We start from the raw sequence: 20,414 nt of genomic DNA on the forward strand, positions 1-20,414 counted from the left end.
GGCCATCCATGCAGAACGAGGTCTTCTCTCATGAGTAACTCCGCCCGTCAGCAGAGTATCTGGTACAAGCTGCACATCGACCTGCCGCTGCTGCTCGGCCTGCTGGCGCTGATGACCCTCTCCATGGTGGTGCTCTACTCCGCCTCGGGCCAGGACTTTGACTCCATAGTACGCCAGCTGGTGCGTGGCGGCCTCGCCTTCGGCCTGATGATAGGCCTAGCCCAGCTGCCCCCCTCCCTCTATGCGCGCTGGTCCGTGCCCCTGTTCACCCTGGTGGTGCTGCTGCTCATCGCGGTGGACGTGTTCGGCCATATCGGCAAGGGGGCCCAGCGCTGGCTGGACCTCGGCTTTATGAAGTTCCAGCCCTCCGAGGTGATGAAGCTCTCCATGCCCATCATGGTGGCCGCCTGGCTCAGTCGGCACTCCCTGCCCCCCAAGTTCAGCCATGTGCTGATCGCCCTGGTGATGGTGCTCTTGCCCACCCTGCTGATCGCCGCCCAGCCCGATCTCGGCACCTCCATCCTGGTGGCGGCCTCCGGCTTCTTCGTCATCTTCCTGGCGGGGATCAGCTGGTGGCTGATCGGACTGGCGGTCTTGCTGATCTGCGCCTTCATGCCGGTGCTCTGGTTCTTCCTGATGCACGACTACCAGCGCCAGCGGGTGCTGATGCTGCTCGACCCTGAGAAGGATCCCCTCGGACGCGGCTACCACATCATCCAGTCCAAGATAGCCATCGGCTCCGGTGGCGTCTTTGGCAAGGGTTGGCTGCAGGGCACCCAGTCCCAGCTGGAGTTCCTGCCGGAGCGCCACACCGACTTCATCTTCGCGGTGTTCAGCGAGGAGTTCGGTCTGGTGGGCGTGGCCCTGCTGCTGGTCATCTATCTCTACATCATCAGCCGCTGCCTGTTTATCTCCATGCAGGCCCAGAACAGCTTCGAGCGCCTGCTCGGCGGCGCCCTGACCCTCACCTTCTTCGTCTATGTGTTCGTCAACATGGGCATGGTGAGCGGCATATTGCCTGTGGTGGGGGTACCCCTGCCCCTGGTGAGCTATGGCGGCACCTCCATGGTGACCCTGATGGCGGGCTTCGGCATCCTGATGTCCATTCAGACCCACAGAAGGCTACTGGCCTGATGAGGTGGATATATTCTGCCTGTCGTGGAGGACCCCTGCTGCAGGTGAGCTATGGCGGCACCTCCATGGTGACCCTGATGGCAGGCTTCGGCATCCTGATGTCCATTCAGACCCACAGAAGGCTGCTGGCATGATGAGGTGGATATATTCTGCCGGTGCTGGGGTGCCCCTGCCGCTGGTGAGCTATGGCGGTACCTCCATGGTGACCCTGATGGCAGGCTTCGGAATACTGATGTCCATCCAGACTCGCAGACGACTGCTCGCCTGATGAGATGGGGGTTGCAAAGGCTGGCCTGCGGGATGCTGGCTGCCTGGTCGCTGACGGCGGTTGCGGCCCCGGAGCCACCCCAACTGGCGCAACTCGCCCTGCAGCACTCGGTGCCGCTGGCCGAGTTGCAGGCCGCCGCCGCCCAGGCGCGGCTACGTCAGGAGGTGCTCGACACCATCAGCCGTCCCTGGGAGGCCAAGCCCTGGCACAGCTACCGGCCGCTGTTCGTCACCCCGGAGCGGATCCGGGACGGGGTCGGCTTCTGGCAACGCCACGCCACCACCCTGACCAGAGCCGAGCAGCACTACCGGGTGCCCGCCGCCCTCATCGTCGCCATCATAGGCATAGAGACCTTCTATGGCCGCCAGATGGGGCGCCATCCGGTGCTCGACAGCCTCTACACCCTGGGGTTCCACTACCCCACCCGTGAGGAGTTCTTCGCCAAGGAGTTCGCCCAGCTGGTGCTGCTTGCCCGGGAGGAGAAGTGGCCACTCACCTCTCTCAAGGGCTCCTATGCCGGCGCCATGGGCATGGGCCAGTTCATGCCCTCCAGCTATCGCCACTACGCCGTCGATTTTGACGGGGATGGCAAGCGGGATCTGTTTGCCAACCCGGCGGACGCCATCGGCAGCGTGGCCAACTACTTTGCCGAGCACCGCTGGCGCTGGGGGGAGTCTGTGGTGGAACCCGCCTTGATCGGATTGGCGCCAGTAGGTACCCTGCTGGGGCCCGAGCCCGAGCTCAAGCAGCGCTGGGCCGAACTGGCCGCCGCCGGGATTGAACTCGCCACCCCGCTGGCACCGGACACGCCGGTGAAACTGCTGGCATTGGAGCAGGCCGATGGACCGGAATACTGGGTCGCGCGCCACAATTTTTATGTGATCACCCGCTACAACCGCAGCCCTCTCTATGCGATGGCGGTGCATCAACTCAGTCAAGCAATCCAGGACGCTTATGCATTACAGCCACAAACTTCTCCCCCTCACGCTGACCTTGTTGCTGGCCGCCTGTAGCAGCCAACCTGAGCAGGCGCCCCCGCCGCCGGTCCCGGTGCAGCCGGAAAAACCCCAGGTGATCGAAATCCCGCAGGCGACCGGTGCCATACCGCGCCCCGAGCCCATGAGCGAGAGCGGCAACCGGGACTACTGGATCGGCAAACAGAAGTACGAGGTGTGGCGCGACATCAAGCACTACAGCGAGGAGGGCACCGCCAGCTGGCTGTCCCAGGATCTCGATGGCAACAAGACAGCCAACGGCGACGTGCAGGACAGCACCCTGTTCAGCGCCGCCCACCGCAATCTGCCGCTGCCGAGCTATGTGCGGGTCACCAACCTGGACAACGGGCTTGAGACCATAGTGCGGATCAACGATCGCGGCCCCTTCGGCAGCGAGCGCCTGATCGATCTCTCCCATGCCGCGGCCAAACAGCTGGAGATGGTCGACGGGGGCGAGGCCAGGGTGCGGCTTGAGCTCATCACCGATCAGCCGGATCAGATGGTCGAGATGGTCCCCATGACGCCGATGGCGCCCATGCAGCCGGCTGCCCAAGAGGCCACCTTCCTGGGTGAGGCCCAGCCTGCGGCGGCTGCCACCGTCACCCCGGCCAAGGCCGCTCCCGCGGCGGCTGCCACGGCGACCAGCACCCTCTCCACCCCCAAGGCCGCCAGCGGCCAGGGCAAGATGATCCAGGTGCTGGCCAGCGGCTCCCAACCCCGGGCCGAGGCCATGGGCAAGGTGATGACCCAGCGCTACGGCGTGCCCTACCAGGTGGTGGCCCATGACGCCATCTTCCGGGTGCTGCTGGGACCGGTCGCCGCCGATCAACAGGCAAGCCTGCTGGAACAGATCCGGCAGGGGGGGCTGGAGCAGGCCTTCATCGTTCCCTGATGGCAGGGCTCACAGAGTGAATCGTCACTCTCCCCCGGCGTCACGTCGTTTCCCGGCGTAACGCCGACAACCGATGGATAAAAAACCAGACCAGATGGCACGCCGGACTATGACCGACCGGCACATCTGGTATAGTGGAGCCCGCTTTTTTTCAACTTGGGTAATCCCCATCCAGGCACCAGGAATTTCAAGATGTCCAAATTTGCCCGTTCCGTTATTCTGGCCTCCCTGCTAAGCGCGACCGCCCAGGCCAACCAGCCGGTACCGACGCCGGATTCGGCTCTGCCGACTGCCCAGCCGGTCCCCACCCTGAACAGCGCCCCCATGGTGGTGCCTGCCGCGCCGGAGATCTCCGCCAAGGCCCATATTCTGATCGACTACTTCTCCGGTCAGGTGCTGGCCGAGCAGAACGCCGACGAGCGCCTGCCCCCCGCCAGCCTGACCAAGATGATGACCTCCTACATAGTCGGCAACGAGCTGCTCAAGGGGAACATCAAGGGCACCGACATGGTGACCATCAGCCAGAACGCCTGGTCCAAGAACTACTCCGACTCCTCCAAGATGTTCATCGAGGTGGGCAAGCAAGTCTCCGTCGATGACCTCAACAAGGGCATCATCATCCAGTCCGGCAACGACGCCTGCGTCGCCATGGCCGAACACCTGGCGGGCAGCACCGACTCCTTCGCCAGCCTGATGAACGCCTGGGCCGCCAAGCTCGGCATGAAAGACTCCCAGTTCAAGAACCCCCACGGTCTGGATGCGGAAGGTCACTACAGTACCGCCCGCGACATGGCCCGCCTGGGTCAGGCCCTGATCCACGACCAGCCTGAGGAGTACAAGATCTACTCCCAGAAATCCTTCGTGTTCAACGGCATCACCCAGCACAACCGCAACCGCCTGCTGTGGGATCAGTCCCTGCAAGTGGATGGCATCAAGACAGGCCACGTCAGCCAGGTCGGCTACAACCTGGTCTCCTCCGCCACCAACAACGAGGGCATGCGCCTGATCGCCGTGGTGCTGGGCGCCAGCAGCGAAGGCTCCCGCGCCGCCGAGAGCAAGAAGCTGCTCACCTACGGTTTCCGCTTCTTCCAGAGCCTGACCCCCTACAAGGCGGGTACCGAGCTGGTGACCCAGAAGATCTGGATGGGCGACAAGTCTGAAGTGAAGCTCGGGGTCGATCAGGATGTCTCCGTGCTGGTCACCCGTGGCCAGGGCAACAACCTGAAGGCGGACTTCCAGCTCGAGAGCGAGCTGAAGGCCCCGCTGGCCAAGGGTCAGCGCGTCGGCACCGTGTTCCTCAAGCAGGGTGACAAGGAGATCAAGCAGGTTCCGCTGGTCGCCCTGGAAGAGGTGCAGGAAGGTGGCCTGATGAGCCGTCTGTGGGATTACCTGGTGATGCTGGTCGCCAGCTGGTTCAAGTAATCTACCGCACAATCCCGAGCAAGCAGCGGCGCCAACAGGCGCCGCTGCTGTCTTTGCCGCGCCGGGGCAGTGAATAACCCTGCAATCTGCAGGTTCCGCCGACGCTCCATTTGTGGTAAAAAGCAGCATTCCCACGTCCTGTCGACCTGGCGGGCCTTGATCCCGTGCCGGGCAATGCCCATATAAGATGGAGCCGTGCCCATGGTTGACGCGACTGGCGGCCCGAGTCCTTCGGCCAGACAAGATGCAAGATGAAGTCGTTTCGTGACGACGCTAAAGGTGAGTGAGATGAATACCAAGTTTGATGAGCTGCTGGAGTTCCCCTGCAAGTTCCCGTTCAAGGTGCTTGGGGTGGCCGATCCCGCCCTGCCGGATCAAGTGGTTGAAGTGCTGCAGCAACATGCCCCAGGTACTTACAGCCCGACCGTTCAGCCCAGCTCCAAGGGCAACTACCACTCGGTCCGCGTAACCGTGACTGCCCAGAGCAAAGAGCACATCGAAGCGATGTATCACGCCCTTGGCAAGATCGAGCTGGTGAAATACGTACTGTAATTTCTCTCTCGCCCCGCCATCGGGGCGAGCGATTATTTGCCATTCTGTTTTGCCGACGCAAGCGCCTGCCTGTGAGGAAAAGATGTCACCCCAGATCCCCGCCCAGCCACAACTGCTCGTCAGACACCTGGGTCGTCGCCCCTACCAGCCGGTATGGGACGCCATGAAGGCCTTCACCGACAGCCGCACCAGCGAGACGCCTGACGAGTTCTGGGTGGTGGAGCACGATCCCGTCTACACCCAGGGCCAGGCCGGCAAGGCCGAGCATCTGCTCGCCCCCGGTGACATCCCTGTGGTGCAAAGCGATCGCGGAGGCCAGGTGACCTATCACGGCCCCGGCCAGCTGGTGCTCTATGTGCTGGTGGACGTGCGCCGCAGCAAGCTCTCGGTGCGCGAGCTGGTGACCTGCCTGGAAACAGCCATCATCAACACCCTGGCCAGAAGCGACATCCAGGCCTATGCCAAGGCCGATGCCCCCGGCGTCTACGTGAAGAACGATCTCGGCATCGAGGCCAAGCTCGCCTCCCTGGGCCTGCGGATCCGCAAGGGCTGCTCCTTCCACGGACTCGCCCTCAATATCAACATGGACATGACCCCCTTCCTGCGCATCAATCCGTGCGGTTATGCGGGCATGGCCATGACCCAGACCAGCGCCCTGGGCGGCCCGCAGAGCGTGGCCGAGGCGCAATCCATCCTGGTGATGGAGCTGGCCAGCCTGATTGGCTATGAAAAGATCACGAATACCGAAGAGGCAGCATGAGCAAGCCCATGCCGCGTGGCCATGAGGGCCCCGAGAGGACCCTGATGGCTATCAATCAGACAATAACAAACACCGAGAGTGAATCATGAGCAAACCCGTTCGTATGGAGCCGGGCGTCAAGCTGCGCGATGGCGACAAGATGGCCCTGATCCCGGTGAAATTCATGCCGGATCCCAACGAGGAAGTGCTGCGCAAGCCGGACTGGATGCGGATCAAGCTGCCGCCGTCGAGCCAGAAGATCGAGCACATCAAGAGCACCCTGCGCAAGAACAAGCTGCACTCGGTCTGTGAAGAGGCCTCCTGCCCCAACCTGGCGGAGTGCTTCAACCACGGCACGGCCACCTTCATGATCATGGGCGCCATCTGCACCCGCCGTTGCCCCTTCTGCGACGTGGCCCACGGCCGCCCGCTGGCACTGGATCCCGAAGAGCCGAAGAAGCTGGCGCTCACCATCAAGGAGATGGGGCTGAAATACGTGGTCATCACCTCGGTGGACCGCGACGATCTGCGCGACGGCGGTGCCCAGCACTTCGCCGACTGCATCAAGCAGATCCGCGAGCACAGCCCCCAGACCCGCATCGAGATCCTGACCCCGGACTTCCGCGGCCGCATGGAGCAGGCGCTGGAGGTGTTCCGCGAGACGCCGCCGGATGTGTTCAACCACAACCTGGAAACCGCACCGCGCATGTACCGGGTCGCTCGCCCGGGTGCCGACTACAAGTGGTCCCTGGAGCTGCTGCGCCGCATCAAGGAAATGCACCCCCATGTGCCGACCAAGTCCGGCGTCATGATGGGCCTTGGCGAGACCAACGAAGAGATAGTCCAGGTGCTCACCGATCTGCGCGAGCACGGCGTCAACATGCTGACCCTGGGTCAATACCTGCAGCCGAGCCGTCACCACCTGCCGGTGAAGCGCTACGTGCCGCCCGCAGAGTTTGACGAGCTGAAAGACGTCGCCATGGGGCTGGGCTTCTCCCACGCCGCCTGCGGCCCCTTCGTGCGCTCCTCCTACCATGCGGATCTGCAGGCCAAGGGCGAAGAGGTCAAATAACCTCGCCCGAAAGAGGGGTCGAATAACCTCTCCTGCTAAAAGAAGAGCGCCCAAGGGCGCTCTTCTTGTTGAACATGTCGGACTCGACACTCCCGGCCAACCCCTTGGCTAATCCCCGGTTCCGGGGTTAAGGTGGCGACTCCCTTTCCTTGAGTGAAGCTCCGATGCCAACCCCTATCGTTCGTCTGATCCCCATGGATGAGGCGGCTTTCCCCGCCTATCGCGACTACTTCATCGACGACTACGCCCAGGATCTCGCCGGCAATCACGGGCTGACCCTGGCCTATGCCCGCCAACAAGCCGAGGCTTCCTTGCTGCAACACCTGCCTCAAGGAGCCGCCACTCCGGGCCAGAGCCTGCTCTGCATCATCCCTGTGAGTGACAATGTCGGGAGCGCAGTCGCACCGACGGCGGGCATTGCCGGCTATCTCTGGCACAGCATCGACAGCGCCGCCCACACCACCTTTATCTATGACTTCTACACACTCCCGACCCATCGCGGACTGGGATATGGCAAGGCCGCCATGGCGGTGCTGGAGGCCGACTTGAAGTGCCTTGGCGTCAGCCAGATCAAGCTGAGAGTCGCCTATGACAATCCGAGGGCCAGGGCGCTCTACGAAGAGATCGGCTTTCACATCACGGGCTACAACATGGCCAAGACGCTGGCTTGATGGCTCCCGCCATCAACCCTCTTCCGCCATGCCGTGGCGAGCCGACGCTCAGAGCGAGATGCCGGAGAAGGACATAAAGCCGAGCGACATCAGCCCCGCCACTATGAAGGTGATGCCGATGCCTCGCAGCCCTTCCGGCACGTCCGAATACTTCATCTTCTGGCGCAGACCGGCGATGGCGACTATGGCCAGCAGCCAGCCGAGTCCTGAGCCCGCCCCATAGACCACGGATTCGATGAAGTCGTAATCCCGCTGGGCCATGAACATGACGCCGCCGAAGATGGCGCAGTGCACAGTCAACAGCGGCAGGTAGATCCCCAGAGCCTGGTGGAGCGCCGGGAAATGCTTGTCCAGCACCATCTCCATCACCTGCACCAGGGCCGCCAGCACGCCTATGTAGATGATGAAATCGAGAAAGCTGAGGTCAAATTCCCCAAGGAAGGTGCTGTCCGGGCGCAGTATATGGCGGTAGATCAGGTTGTTGAGGGGAATGGCGATCACCATGACCACCAGCACCGTCATGCCAAGGCCGAAGGCGGTGTTGATGTTCTTCGACACCGCGAGGAAGGTACACATGCCGAGAAAGAAGGCCAGGGCCAGGTTTTCCACAAAGATCGACTGAATAAACAAATTGACGTAATAGTCCATGAAGGCTGCTCACCACTTGATTGTGCAAAGAGAGGGTCCGCCCCTGGCCAGGGGCCAGCGGCAGGAACGGGATGACAGTCAGCACGGGCGCGAACGCAGACGACAGGGGTCGGCGGATCAACAGACAGGGATCAGCGGCAGAGACGGCGTCGGCGTGTGCCCGGCGAGGTGAGCGACACTAGTCGCCCTGGCAGAAGCGAAATTGCAGGTGATGACAGAGCAGTTGCCGCTGGTGCAGATGACCGAGACAGTTTGGCCACTGCCTGAGGTAGATGAGGGGCAGGAAGAACAGCAGGCCGCAGAGCAGACCGAGGATCTCGTGCTGAAACCAGGCCAGCAGCATCTGGTAGAGATCCGGGTCCCTGGCCCCTTCCAGCCGCCGCCCCTGCTCGAAGCTGAGCCGCCACTGGGAGGCCGGGGGCAGGCTGAGGTTGTCGGCCAACCCAGGCGCGGGGGGCTCGTGCAACTGCATCGAGGATGTCGATGTCCCCTGGGCCGACAGCGCGGACGCACCGAGCCCTGCCGCGACAGAGGCGGCAAACCACAGCAGGCAGGCGACGGCGAGCGCCATCGGCCAGCACAATGGTCGGCCAAGGGGTGGCAAGGGGACAGGCTCCTTGAAAAGGCAAGGGGTTGAACGGGGCCGAATATATCACAATCCCTCCTTATATTGAATTTTGGCATCCAGTAACCGGAAAAATTCGATACAAACAACCTGTTTTCCCCACAAAGGGGACATTTAACACCCTCAATGAAAACAGCGGAGAACGACTCCCATCCCCACCCCTTGAGCCCCATTGAGTGAGGGCATAACCGCTCTTGCAACAAAAACGGCCACCCCAGGGTGGCCGTTGTCATTGCCTAGCATGGCTACTGCCCACTAGAGACCGGCGGCCTCCAGATGCTCCACCAGCAGCTGGACGCTGCGGTTGCCGCGCCACTCGTTGACATCGAGCCGATAGACCAGCCGCACCCGTTTCACCGAGGCATCAGGCCAGCGCTTGAGATCCACCCCGAAGGCGATGGCATCCACCGCATGACCCGAATCCGTGGTCAACATCATCTTGAGGTGCTTCTCCCCCACCAGCCGCTGCTGCACCAGCACGAATTCGCCGTCGAACAGCGGCTCGGGGAAGGCCTGACCCCAGGGGCCGGAGGCACGGATGAGCTCCGCCAGCTCCAGACTCAGCTCGTCCGGCAGCAGCTCGCCGTCGGTGAGCAGCACCCCGGTCAGCAGCTCCGGGGTCACCAGCTCGGCGATGACGGCTTCAAATGCCCGGCCGAACGCCTCTATGTTTGCCTTGGGCAGGGTCAGCCCCGCCGCCATGGCATGGCCACCGAACTTGCCCATCAGGCCCGGATGACGAGTATCGAGCAGTTCGAGGGCATCGCGCAGGTGCACGCCGGGGATGGAGCGCCCTGAGCCCTTGAGCTCGGTGTCGCTGCTCTGCGCAAACGCAATCACCGGTCTGTAGTACTTCTCCTTGATCTTGGAGGCCACCAAGCCCACCACCCCCTGATGCCACTCGTCCCTGTGCAGCACTATGCCGCTTGGCACCTCGCCGTCGCGAAACCGGATCTGCTCCAGGGTGGCGAGGGCCTCCTGCTGCATCCCCTGCTCTATCTCCTTGCGCTCCTGGTTAAGGCTGTCCATCTCCGCCGCAAGCTGGCGCGCCAGGTTGAGATCATCGCTCAGCAGACAGGCGACCCCGAGGGACATGTCATCGAGACGGCCCACCGCATTGAGACGGGGCCCCAGGGCAAAGCCGAGATCGGCGGCGCACAGGCGGCGGCCATCGCGGCCCGATACGTCCACCAGCGCCTGGATGCCGGGGCGGCAGCGACCGGCCCGGATCCGCTGCAGCCCCTGATGGACCAGGATGCGGTTGTTGCCATCCAGCGCCACCACGTCGGCGACTGTGCCGAGGGCCACCAGATCGAGATAGTCCGCCACATTGGGGGCGCGAATGCCCTGGCGCTCATACCAGCCGCTCTGGCGCAGATGGGTGTTGAGGGCCGCCATCAGATAGAAGGCCACCCCGACCCCGGCCAGGGACTTGGAGGGGAAGTCGCAGCCACGCTGGTTAGGGTTCACTATCGCATCGGCGTCTGGCAGCTCCTGGCCCGGCAAGTGGTGATCGGTAACCAGTACCCGCATTCCGGCCGCCTTGGCCGCCGCCACCCCGGCAATGCTGGAGATGCCGTTATCCACAGTGATGAGAAACTCGGCGCCCCGGGCCACCGCCAGCTCGACGATTTCGGGGGTGAGGCCGTAGCCGAACTCGAAGCGGTTGGGCACCAGAAAATCGACGTGATGGCCCCCCATGGCCCGCAGGGCCAGCACGCACAGGGCTGAGCTGGTGGCGCCGTCGCAGTCGAAGTCGCCGACGATGAGGATGCGCTGCTGCGCCGTCAGGGCATCCGCCAGCAGGGGCACCGCCTGCTCCATGCCAAACAGCCGCTGGGGCGGCAACAGCTGGCTGGCGCTGCGCTCCAGCAGGGCGGGATCCTCCACGCCGCGGCTGGCGAAGATTTGACGTAGCAGGGGATGCAGGGTGGCGGGCAGATGGGAATCATCAACTCGCGGACGACGACGGATTTGCAGGGGCATTGATGTGATCCAGTATCTTGAGCAGTTGTTCAGGGCTCTGATATCCCCGCACCAGATCCCCGTTTGGCAGGACCCAGCTCGGTGACGCCTTGATCCCGAGCCACTGGCTCAGGCCGATATGATGGGCAAGGATCTCATTACATCCGGCCGCAGGCAAACGATCACTGAGACTGAGTTCACCCAGCAGGGCGGGATCGCACCAGAGCGCCTGCGTTTCGGCCAGCTCGGCGAAGGGGGCCACCAGGGGCAGCAACTGCACGCTCACCCCCCTGGCCTGCAACTGGGGCAGATCGTCCAGCACGGCGTGACAGCGGCGACAGCCGAGATCGGTAAACAGGGTAACCCGGTAGCGCTCGTTCGGCGCCTTGAGCCAGAGTCGCGCCTCGCCTACCTGCGCCAGCGCCAGCCGACGTTGTTGCTGCTGGCTCAGGCGGGTGAGGTTTTGCATGTCGTGGGCCAGATCCAGCATGGAGCCCTGCAGCACATAGTTTCCCCTGGCATCGCTATAGAGCAGCCCCTGGGCTGTGCCCAGCAGATAGAGCCCGGGCACCGGGGTCTCGTCCACCAGGAAGACCTGCACCCCGAGGCGCTGCCCTATGGTCTGTTTCAACAGCTGGGGATCCATCCCCGCGCTGGCAGCAAAGGTGCACAGCAGCATCATTCCCAGCAGTAAATGTCGCACTTGATGACTCACCTGGCATGATTGAATGGATTCATAAGGTAACTCAGTGCACATCCTTGCCCCAACCTCTTAATTAGCGATTGATTAATAGCGTGGATCGCAAAAAAATCCCGATCTGACAGGTTGCCAATTGGGCTAAGGCCCAGCAAGCTAATCAGGACGACGGGAGACACCATGGTCATCCCTCTGTTTTATTGATGTTTTATCGTCCAAACAGCGATGTGGTCGCACCGCATCCTGTCCATTTTTTAGGGGGAAAAATGAGTCTGATTCAAGAGTTCAAGGCCTTTGCGGCCAGAGGCAACGTCATCGACATGGCGGTCGGTATCATCATAGGTGCCGCCTTCGGCAAGATAGTCTCCTCCTTCGTGGGCGACGTCATCATGCCGCCCATCGGCCTCATCCTGGGGGGGGTGGACTTCAGCGATCTGGCCGTCACCCTGAAGGCCGCCGAAGGTGACATCCCTGCCGTGGTCATCGCCTACGGCAAGTTCATCCAGACCATCATCGATTTTCTGATCATCGCCTTCGCCATCTTCATGGGGCTCAAGGCCGTCAACACCCTGCAGAAGAAGCAGGCAGAGGAAGCCCCTGCCCCGGCCGGCCCCACCAAGGATCAGGAGCTGCTGACCGAAATCCGCGATTTGCTGAAATCCCAGCAGGGGAAATAGACGCCATCTCCTGTCGTGCAGTGATGAAAAAACCGCCATTTGGCGGTTTTTTATTGACGGCGGCACGGGTCAGGCCCGGGGATGGTGCTCCCCATGGAGTGCCTTGAGACGCTCGTTAGCCACGTGGGTGTAGATCTGGGTGGTGGAGAGATCCGCGTGCCCCAGCAGCATCTGCACCACCCGCAGATCGGCGCCGTAGTTGAGCAGATGGGTGGCGAAGGCGTGGCGCAGGGTGTGGGGGGAGAGCTCTCCCCGGATCCCCGCCCGCTGGGCATAGAGCTTGATGCGATGCCAGAAGGTCTGACGGGTCATCATCCTGGCCTGCTTGGAGGGGAAGACCACATCCGAGCTGGTGCCCCCCAGCAGCAAGGTGCGGGCCTCCCGGTAGTAACGCTCCAGCCAGTGGACAGCCTCCTCCCCCATGGGCACCAGCCGCTCCTTGTTGCCCTTGCCCACCACCCGCACCAACCCCTGGCGCAGGCTGACATGCTCGGCGGTGAGCCCCACCAGCTCGGAGACCCGCAGCCCGGTGGCATAGAGCAGCTCGAGCATCGCCTTGTCCCTCAGCTCCAGCGGGTCGTCCACCAGGGGCGCCGTCAGCAGCGCATCCACCTCGGCCTCGCTGAGATCCGAGGGCAGCTTCTTGGGCAGCTTGGGGCCCTCCAGCAGCACTGTCGGATCGTCGCCGCGCAATTTTTCCCGATTGAGATACTGATAGAAGCGGCGCAGGGCCGAGAGGAAGCGGGCCGTGCTGCTCGCCGCAAACTGGTTGTCCACCCGCCAGGCGAGGTAGTGCTGGATGTCGTCCATCCCCGCCAGCAGCAGGGAGCCACCCTGGCCGTCGAGCCAGAGGGCAAACTTTTCCAGATCCGTGCGATAGGAGCTGACCGTATTGTCGGACAATCCCCGCTCCAGCCAGAGGGCGTCGAGAAAGGGTTCGATCAGGGGATGGGGGTCGGGTTTGCTCATGGTGCGCTGCAATCAGGGGATCGATGGCCCATTGTAACGCGCCAACTCATTGGAAAGACAAGGCACTTTCATTGCGAAAGATAAGGGCCTTTGCCACGCCCCTTGCCGGGCGGTGAAGGTCGAATGGCAATCTGCTAGACTGGCGCCCTCCCCTTACGTTACCCATCGTGTTGCCCACATGGCGCGCCCACACGAGCATGCGAGAAGGCGCCAAAAGCAAGCGAGAAAGCGCCAACAGAGAGAAGAGCGATGAAGATTGGTCTGTTTTACGGTTCCACCACCTGTTACACCGAGATGGCCGCCGAGAAGATCCGCGCCCTCATCGGCCCCGAGCTGGTGGATATCCACAATATCAAGGATGTCCCCTGCGCCGCATGGAGGATTACGAGATCCTGATCCTTGGCATCTCCACCTGGGATTTCGGCGAGCTGCAGGAGGACTGGGAGTCCCGCTGGGAAGATATCGCAGATCTCCATCTGGAGGGACGCATCATCGCCCTGTTTGGCCTCGGTGATCAGCTGGGTTATGGCGAATGGTTCCAGGATGCCCTCGGCCTGCTGCACGATCAGCTGGTGCCCAAAGGGGTCAAGCTGGTGGGTTAACTCCGCCCAACGAAGGGTACGAATTCGATGCCTCCAAGGCGCTGATCGACGACGGTCATCACTTTGTCGGGCTGGCGCTGGACGATGCCGATCAATATGACCAGACCGATCCGCGCATCGAACAGTGGGTCGAGCAGATCCTGACGAAATCCACGCCCTGCTCTGATCCTGACGATGGCCGTCCTCGTTGGCCCTCTCAAGGCGGCCACAGTTGCCCTGTGCTATGGCCGCCCGGGCGCAGTTATGGCTGCCGGGCGCAGTTATCGCACCGATTTTCTCGTTCGGTATCATCGCCTGACGCTATAGCGACTTTTTGCTGCTGGTCTGCAACAATGCAACCGACACCCCATAACACAATCAGAACGGGTGTCGGAAGCAAACAGGAAACAGACCAGAAAAGGAAATTCTATGACCTCATTCTCCCTGTTGGCCCCCACCATAGCCCGCGACGTGCTCGATCACGCCCTGCGGCTGGGTGCCGATTTCGCCGAGCTGTTTGTGGAGCGCAAGCGCCGCAGCCAGCTCAGCCTGCTCTCCAGCCAGATAGAAAACATCAGCGGCGGCCTCGATTTTGGCATAGGCGTTCGCCTGTGCTACGGCCACAAGGTGCTCTACGGCTACACCAACCTGGCCAGCCGCGACGAGCTGCTGCGCATCGTCAGCCTGCTGGCGGCCAAGGACAGGCGTGACCCCGTGGTCACCGCCACCGCCTTCGATTTCACCCCCATCACAGACCGCAATCCGGTGGCTCTGCCGCTCTCGGCCGACAAGCAGCTGGAGCAGAAGATTGCCTACCTGCACGCCATGGATGCGGTGGCCCGCGCCGAGAGCGGCAAGGTGAGCCAGTTCTCCGGCAACGTGCTGGGCTGGGAGCAGGAGGTGGAGATCTTCAACAGCGAAGGGCTGCAGGTGAGCGATCGCCGCCACTACAACCGCATCATGGCCCAGACCATAGCGGTGGAAGGGAGCGAGCAGAGCGTGGGCTACGAGGCTCCCGGCGCCCTGATGGGCTGGGAACATGCCGAGCGCATAGACCCGCGGGAGCTGGCCCTCACCGCCACCCGTCAGGCGCTGGTGAAGCTGGGCGCCGCCCCCTGCCCGAGCGGCACCCTGCCGGTCATCATGGAGAGCGGCTTTGGCGGCGTCATCTTCCACGAGGCCTGCGGCCACCTGCTGGAGACCACCTCGGTGGCCAAGAAGGCCTCGGTGTTCCACGACAAGATGGGCCAGCTCATCGCCAATCCGGCGGTCAGCGCCGTGGATGAAGGCTTGCAGAGCAACGCCTGGGGCTCCATCAACGTCGATGACGAAGGGATGGCGACCCAGCACACCCAGCTCATCAAGGATGGGGTGCTGACCGGCTTCCTGGTGGACAGAATGGGCGCCATCAAGACCGGCCATGCCCGCACCGGCTCAGGAAGGCGCGAGTCCTACAAGTTCGCCCCCACCTCCCGCATGCGCAACACCTACATAGAGCCGGGCAGCCACAGTCTGGACGATATGCTGGCCACGGTCGAGCACGGCATCTACGCCAAGAAGATGGGGGGCGGCTCGGTGCAGCCGGGCACAGGCGAGTTCAACTTCAACGTGCAGGAGGCCTACCTCATCGAGCACGGCAAGATAACCCGGCCGCTCAAGTCGGCGACCCTGATCGGCACAGGCCCGCAAGTGCTCAAAGAGATCTCCATGGTGGGGCGCAATCTGGCGCTGGCCGCCGGAATGTGCGGCTCCGTCTCCGGCTCGGTGCCCACCTCTGTCGGCCAACCCGCCTTGAAAGTTGACAAGATCCTGGTAGGAGGGAACGCCTGATGAGCGCACTCGATATGAATCAACTGCTCAGCCGCCTGCTGGAGAAGGTCGCCGACCTCGATGCCGAGGCGGACATCATCGCCAATCAGGACAAGGCCTTCTCCCTCAAGGCCGACAAGGGGGAACTCGGCGAATACAAGGTCACCAGCAGCCAGCAGCTCGGCATTCGCCTGATCAAGGAGGGTCGGGTCGGCATCGCCTACTCGGAGTCCCTCGATGAGCTGGCGCTGGATGCCATGCTGCAGGATGCGCTCGATGCCAGCCGCTTTGCCAAGGTGGACCCGGATCAGCGCATCTCGGTGGCGGGCAGCCGGATCAGCACCGACTGCGCCGAGATAAGCCAGCCCGATACCACGGCGGTGGAGGAGAAGATAGCCCTGGCCCTGCGCCTCGAGGCGGGTATGCTGGCGCAACCTGATGTGACAGGCGCCCCCTACAACAGCTTCTTCGAGGGGGAGAGCCGCCTCTGGCTCGCCAACAGCCTGGGCAGCCTCTGCCAGCACAGTGAATTCAGCGTCGGCTGCTATACCTCGGCGCTGGTGGAGCGGGATGGCCGCCAGTCGATGCACTCGCAAGGGCAGTATGGCCGCCGCTTCGATGAGCTGGATAGCCAGACCCTTATCGAACAGATCCATGCCGTGGCCCATGACCTGCTGCCGGGGGAAGCGGTGCCAAGCGGTCGCTACAGCGTCCTCTTCAGCACCAACTGCTTCGCCAGCCTGTTTGGCTGCTTCCAGGGGGCGCTGTCCGGCAAGTGGGCCCAGCAGGGGATCAACCCCTGGCGAGACAAGGTGGGTCAGTCTGTGGCCTCCCGCTGGCTCACCCTGGAGAGCCGGGCCTATATGCCGGGGGGCATGAACATCAAGGCGTTTGATGGCGAAGGGGCCCCCACCTCGGATCTGTTGCTGATTGGCGAGGGAGAGCTCAAGACCCTGCTCCACAACAGCGCCACCGCCCGCCATTTTGGGGGGGTGAGCAATGGCTCGGCGGCCCGCAGCGCCCGCAGCGCCCTCGATGTGACCGCCCGCCACCTGGTGTTCGGCACAGGTCCTCACAGCGAGGGCGAGGTGCAGAGCGGCGACTATCTGGAGCTGGTCAAGCTCGACGGCCTGCACTCCGGGGCCGATGCGGTGAGCGGTGACTTCTCCTTTGGCGCCTCGGGTTTCCTCTGCCGCGATGGGGTGCGGCTCCAGCCGGTGCGCGGCATCACGGTGGCGGGCAACTTCTACCGCCTGCTCGGCGAGCTGGAGGCTGTCGGCAATGTGCTGCACCACAACGATGGCAAGGGCTTCTATGCCCCCCTGATCCGTTTCGGTGGCTTGAATGTCGCAGGCAAGTGACTGTATCTAGTGGGAAAAGCGGTTATCTTCCCCAAGCAAAAGCGGCGCCATCAGGCGCCGTTTTTTCATTGATGGCGCCCCTGTTCGGCCACTCCTACCCTCAAAGAGCCACCGACCGCATCGGCCGGATATTGCTGGAGAATACGAAGATGGACAACACCCTGGTCTGGGCCGACATTCCGACACGGGATCTGGATCGCGCCATGGACTTCTACTCGGCCCTGCTCGATGTGCAGGTCACCCCCATACAGGAGGAGGAGATGCGCTTTGCCATGCTGCGCTACGATGGCAGCAACGCGGCGGCCTGTCTCGGCCCCATGGACAAATACCACCAGCCCGGTGGCGCCGGCCCCCTCATCTATCTCTCCCTGGGCGACAGGTTGCAGGAGGCGGAGCAGCTGGTTCCCCGGCTCGGCGGGCGGGTGCTCGAACCCCTGCACTCCATCGGCAGCGGTCACGGCTCCCGGGTCATCATAGAGGATACCGAAGGCAACTGGCTGGCCCTCTATGCCCCGCCCGCCCCTTGAGCCGCATAAACAATAACGGCGACCCTGGGGTCGCCGTTATTGTTACCTGACACCTATCAGAAGCGATCAGGCTTCAGGATTGAGGCGAGTCGGCATGCCGGTACGCTGTTCCAGCACCTGCTTGACCACATTGGAGTCGCTGTCCATGTGGGCGATGAAGCGGGTGGTGGCCGGGGTCATGGGGAGCGGCACAGAGGCGGTGGAGTTGAACTCCTCCTCGGTGCGCGACAGCGGCTCGTGCACTTCCATGTAACGACCGCCATCCGGCTCGACCGTGGTCTTGACCGGCTGGTTGACGAACTGGACGCGGGTACCGACCGGCACGTTGTCGAACAGGTACTTGATGTCATCGGCGCGCAGACGCACGCAACCGCTGCTCACCCGCAGACCTATGCCGAAGGTGGCGTTGGTGCCGTGGATGGCATAGAGGTTGCCGATATAGAGGGCGTGCAGGCCCATGGGGTTGTCCGGACCAGCCGGCCAGACCGCAGGCAGAGTCTTGCCCTGGGCGGCGTAGCGGCGACGGATGTTCTCGGTCGGGGTCCAGGTCGGGTTGGCGCGCTTGCGCTCCACCTTGGTGATCCAGTTCTCCGGGGTGTTGACCCCCAGCTGGCCGATGCCGATGGGCAGTACCTGCACCACGTTCTTGCCTTTCGGGTAGTAGTAGAGACGCATCTCGGCCACGTTGATGACGATCCCCTCGCGCGGTGCATTCGGCAGGATCAGCTGATGCGGAATGGTCAGCTTGCTACCCGGCGTTGGCAGATAGGGGTCGACGCCCGGGTTCGCTTCCATGATGTTGGTCAGGCCCAGCTGGAAGTCGGCGGCGATCTGCTCCAGCGGACGGTTGTCTGCGGGCACCACGTATTCCTGGTTCTCACCGATCAGACGGCTGTTGGCGGCTGGCAGCGCGTATTCAACGGCGGCGGCCTGCTGGCTGACCAGGGTCAGAGTGCAAAAAAGGGCCGAAGCGGCAATGCGAAGGGGATTCATAAAATTCCTGTATGGTTTCCTGTACCTGTTGGCCTGAAGCCGGTTCATCCTCGGTCTGTCCCTTGTCGCGAGTAGCGCTCGCCCGAGGCCAATACCGAGCGCGCATTCTTTCCCGAGTCGGACAAAATTTCAACTTGAAGAGGGGGCTTTTTCGCGGAAAAGATCCATTCTCCCCTCAACAATCGACCGTATCGGGTGCCTGTCAGCCTAACATCGCCAATCTGAGCGCAAAATGAACATGCATCCGGCCCGCCACCCTAGCCCCAAATTGCATGATGGCGCCGTCACGAGTACAATCTCGCACCCCTTTTATCAGGAGTATCGAGTCATCTCGTGCTCTGGGTGTACCTCATCGGGTGGCCGTGCGTCGAGTACGGTCGCATCATGCCGATGACCCTATACGGCGCCATCAGGTGGCGCCGTCCTGATTTGCAATCAGACAGAAAGAGTCCAACATGTTCAGACCAGAATTGCTCTCCCCCGCCGGGACCCTCAAGAATATGCGTTATGCCTATGCCTATGGCGCCGACGCCGTCTATGCGGGCCAGCCGCGCTACAGCCTGCGGGTGCGCAACAACGAATTCGATCACGAGAATCTGCAGCTCGGCATCAACGAGGCCCATGCCCTGGGCAAGCAGTTCTATGTGGTGGCCAACATCCAGCCCCACAACTCCAAGCTCAAGACCTTCATCCGCGACATGCGCCCCGTGGTGGACATGAAGCCGGATGCGCTCATCATGTCAGACCCCGGTCTCATCATGATGATGCGCGAAGCCTTCCCGGACATGCCCATTCACCTCTCGGTGCAGGCCAACGCGGTCAACTGGGCCACGGTGAAGTTCTGGCATCAGATGGGCCTGACCCGCGCCATCCTCTCCCGCGAACTGTCCCTGGACGAGATCGAAGAGATCCGCATGCAGGTGCCGGAGATGGAGCTGGAAGTCTTCGTCCACGGGGCGCTGTGCATGGCCTATTCCGGCCGCTGCCTGCTCTCCGGTTACATCAACAAACGTGACCCCAATCAGGGTACCTGCACCAACTCCTGCCGCTGGGAGTACAAGGTGCACGAGGGCAAGGAAGATGACGTGGGCCAGATTGTGCACCGTCAGGAGCCCATTGCCGTGCGCCCGGACAACACCCTTGGGCTCGGCAAGCCGAGCGATGCCCTGGTGCTGCTGGAAGAGTCCAACCGTCCCGGTGAATACATGACGGCGTTCGAGGACGAGCACGGCACCTACATCATGAACTCCAAGGATCTGCGCGCCGTCGAGCACGTGGAGCGCCTGACCAAGATGGGCGTGCACTCCCTGAAAATCGAAGGCCGTACCAAGTCCTTCTACTACTGCGCCCGCACCGCCCAGGTCTATCGCAAAGCCATCGACGATGCGGTCGCCGGTCGCCCGTTCGATCCGACCCTGATGGGCACCCTCGAGAACCTGGCTCACCGTGGCTACACCGAGGGCTTCCTGCGTCGTCACAACCACAGCGAGTACCAGAACTACGACTACGGCTACTCCGTCTCCGACACCCAGCAGTTCGTCGGCGAGATCACCGGTCGCCAGGGCGATATGGTGGAAGTGGAAGTGAAGAACAAGTTCCTGGTGGGCAACAGCCTGGAGCTGATGACACCCCAGGGCAATGTCAGCTTCAACCTGGAGCAGATGCAGAACCGCAAAGGGGAGCTTATCGACACGGCGCCGGGCAACGGCCACGTGGTCTATGTGCCGGTCCCCAAAGAGATCGACATCAACTACGGCATACTGCTGCGCAACCTGGGCGATCGGCAGGACACCCGTCAGCCGCACTCGGCGGCCTGA

20 protein-coding genes and 2 pseudogenes are annotated in these 20,414 nt (G+C 62.7%); 16 read left to right on the forward strand and 6 right to left on the reverse strand.

Annotated elements, in window-relative coordinates:
• Positions 1-30: 30 nt before the first annotated feature.
• From rodA to ACF2JD_RS04315, 10 genes and pseudogenes are all read left to right on the forward strand, one after another.
• A complete protein-coding gene (gene rodA, locus ACF2JD_RS04270; protein WP_025326091.1) occupies positions 31-1,134 on the forward strand; it encodes a rod shape-determining protein RodA in 1,104 nt (367 codons plus the stop codon).
• Entirely contained in the window at positions 1,134-1,268 is a 135-nt protein-coding gene (locus tag ACF2JD_RS04275; RefSeq protein WP_440986826.1) for an FtsW/RodA/SpoVE family cell cycle protein, read from the forward strand. The genes rodA and ACF2JD_RS04275 overlap by 1 nt, the downstream gene beginning before the upstream one ends.
• Before the next feature lie 26 nt (positions 1,269-1,294).
• A pseudogene (locus ACF2JD_RS04280) lies at positions 1,295-1,402 on the forward strand (FtsW/RodA/SpoVE family cell cycle protein); the annotation flags it as partial.
• Positions 1,403-1,434: 32 nt separating this feature from the next.
• Positions 1,435-2,415: a lytic murein transglycosylase B gene (gene mltB, locus ACF2JD_RS04285; RefSeq protein ID WP_440986886.1), complete on the forward strand. Its 981-nt coding sequence runs from the start codon at positions 1,435-1,437 to the stop codon at positions 2,413-2,415.
• Entirely contained in the window at positions 2,357-3,289 is a 933-nt protein-coding gene (locus tag ACF2JD_RS04290) for a septal ring lytic transglycosylase RlpA family protein (RefSeq protein WP_440986827.1), read from the forward strand. The genes mltB and ACF2JD_RS04290 overlap by 59 nt, the downstream gene beginning before the upstream one ends.
• A gap of 192 nt (positions 3,290-3,481) precedes the next feature.
• Entirely contained in the window at positions 3,482-4,711 is a 1,230-nt protein-coding gene (locus ACF2JD_RS04295; protein WP_106887597.1) for a D-alanyl-D-alanine carboxypeptidase family protein, read from the forward strand.
• Between the two features lie 288 nt (positions 4,712-4,999).
• Positions 5,000-5,263: a DUF493 family protein YbeD gene (gene ybeD, locus ACF2JD_RS04300; RefSeq protein ID WP_025326087.1), complete on the forward strand. Its 264-nt coding sequence runs from the start codon at positions 5,000-5,002 to the stop codon at positions 5,261-5,263.
• A gap of 82 nt (positions 5,264-5,345) precedes the next feature.
• Entirely contained in the window at positions 5,346-6,023 is a 678-nt protein-coding gene (gene lipB / locus ACF2JD_RS04305) for a lipoyl(octanoyl) transferase LipB (RefSeq protein ID WP_163147841.1), read from the forward strand.
• Between the two features lie 85 nt (positions 6,024-6,108).
• Positions 6,109-7,074, forward strand: coding sequence for a lipoyl synthase (gene lipA / locus ACF2JD_RS04310; protein WP_106887600.1), 966 nt, complete (start codon positions 6,109-6,111; stop codon positions 7,072-7,074).
• 164 nt (positions 7,075-7,238) lie between these two features.
• Positions 7,239-7,745: a GNAT family N-acetyltransferase gene (locus ACF2JD_RS04315; RefSeq protein WP_408752429.1), complete on the forward strand. Its 507-nt coding sequence runs from the start codon at positions 7,239-7,241 to the stop codon at positions 7,743-7,745.
• Between the two features lie 48 nt (positions 7,746-7,793).
• Here the strand turns inward: ACF2JD_RS04315 and nqrE are convergent, their stop codons facing one another.
• The 4 genes from nqrE to ACF2JD_RS04335 form a co-directional block, all read right to left on the reverse strand.
• On the reverse strand, positions 7,794-8,393 hold the full coding sequence (gene nqrE / locus ACF2JD_RS04320; RefSeq protein WP_042649628.1) for an NADH:ubiquinone reductase (Na(+)-transporting) subunit E: 600 nt from the start codon (positions 8,391-8,393) through the stop codon (positions 7,794-7,796).
• A gap of 178 nt (positions 8,394-8,571) precedes the next feature.
• Positions 8,572-8,964 (reverse strand): hypothetical protein, encoded by a 393-nt coding sequence (locus tag ACF2JD_RS04325; protein WP_392418344.1) that lies wholly within the window; start codon positions 8,962-8,964, stop codon positions 8,572-8,574.
• A gap of 309 nt (positions 8,965-9,273) precedes the next feature.
• Positions 9,274-11,004 carry a single-stranded-DNA-specific exonuclease RecJ gene (gene recJ / locus ACF2JD_RS04330; protein WP_303809927.1) on the reverse strand — a complete coding sequence of 577 codons (1,731 nt, stop codon included), beginning with the start codon at positions 11,002-11,004 and terminating at the stop codon, positions 9,274-9,276.
• Positions 10,970-11,686 carry a disulfide isomerase DsbC N-terminal domain-containing protein gene (locus tag ACF2JD_RS04335; RefSeq protein ID WP_163147846.1) on the reverse strand — a complete coding sequence of 239 codons (717 nt, stop codon included), beginning with the start codon at positions 11,684-11,686 and terminating at the stop codon, positions 10,970-10,972. Before ACF2JD_RS04335 ends, recJ begins: the two co-directional genes overlap by 35 nt.
• Before the next feature lie 260 nt (positions 11,687-11,946).
• Here ACF2JD_RS04335 and mscL point away from each other — a divergent pair, with 260 nt between their 5' ends.
• Positions 11,947-12,357, forward strand: a complete 411-nt coding sequence (gene mscL, locus ACF2JD_RS04340) for a large-conductance mechanosensitive channel protein MscL (RefSeq protein ID WP_111910374.1) — start codon at positions 11,947-11,949, stop codon at positions 12,355-12,357.
• 69 nt (positions 12,358-12,426) lie between these two features.
• Here mscL and xerD read toward each other — a convergent pair whose 3' ends face one another.
• Positions 12,427-13,326, reverse strand: coding sequence for a site-specific tyrosine recombinase XerD (gene xerD / locus ACF2JD_RS04345; protein ID WP_440986828.1), 900 nt, complete (start codon positions 13,324-13,326; stop codon positions 12,427-12,429).
• 249 nt (positions 13,327-13,575) lie between these two features.
• Here xerD and fldB point away from each other — a divergent pair.
• From fldB to ACF2JD_RS04365, 4 genes and pseudogenes are all read left to right on the forward strand, one after another.
• A pseudogene (gene fldB / locus ACF2JD_RS04350) lies at positions 13,576-14,094 on the forward strand (flavodoxin FldB).
• 242 nt (positions 14,095-14,336) lie between these two features.
• On the forward strand, positions 14,337-15,737 hold the full coding sequence (locus ACF2JD_RS04355) for a TldD/PmbA family protein (RefSeq protein ID WP_168234532.1): 1,401 nt from the start codon (positions 14,337-14,339) through the stop codon (positions 15,735-15,737).
• Complete coding sequence (locus tag ACF2JD_RS04360; RefSeq protein WP_440986829.1) at positions 15,737-17,077, forward strand: metallopeptidase TldD-related protein; 1,341 nt, start codon at positions 15,737-15,739, stop codon at positions 17,075-17,077. The genes ACF2JD_RS04355 and ACF2JD_RS04360 overlap by 1 nt, the downstream gene beginning before the upstream one ends.
• 131 nt (positions 17,078-17,208) lie before the next feature.
• Positions 17,209-17,604: a VOC family protein gene (locus ACF2JD_RS04365; RefSeq protein ID WP_162519240.1), complete on the forward strand. Its 396-nt coding sequence runs from the start codon at positions 17,209-17,211 to the stop codon at positions 17,602-17,604.
• Between the two features lie 66 nt (positions 17,605-17,670).
• On the opposite strand, the gene ACF2JD_RS04370 is transcribed toward ACF2JD_RS04365, so the two are convergent.
• On the reverse strand, positions 17,671-18,597 hold the full coding sequence (locus ACF2JD_RS04370) for a L,D-transpeptidase family protein (RefSeq protein ID WP_005326662.1): 927 nt from the start codon (positions 18,595-18,597) through the stop codon (positions 17,671-17,673).
• A gap of 455 nt (positions 18,598-19,052) precedes the next feature.
• On the opposite strand from ACF2JD_RS04370, the gene trhP reads away from it, so the two are divergent.
• Complete coding sequence (gene trhP / locus ACF2JD_RS04375; protein WP_033130937.1) at positions 19,053-20,414, forward strand: prephenate-dependent tRNA uridine(34) hydroxylase TrhP; 1,362 nt, start codon at positions 19,053-19,055, stop codon at positions 20,412-20,414.

This window comes from Aeromonas ichthyocola, assembly GCF_046087985.1.
GTDB lineage: Bacteria > Pseudomonadota > Gammaproteobacteria > Enterobacterales > Aeromonadaceae > Aeromonas > Aeromonas rivipollensis.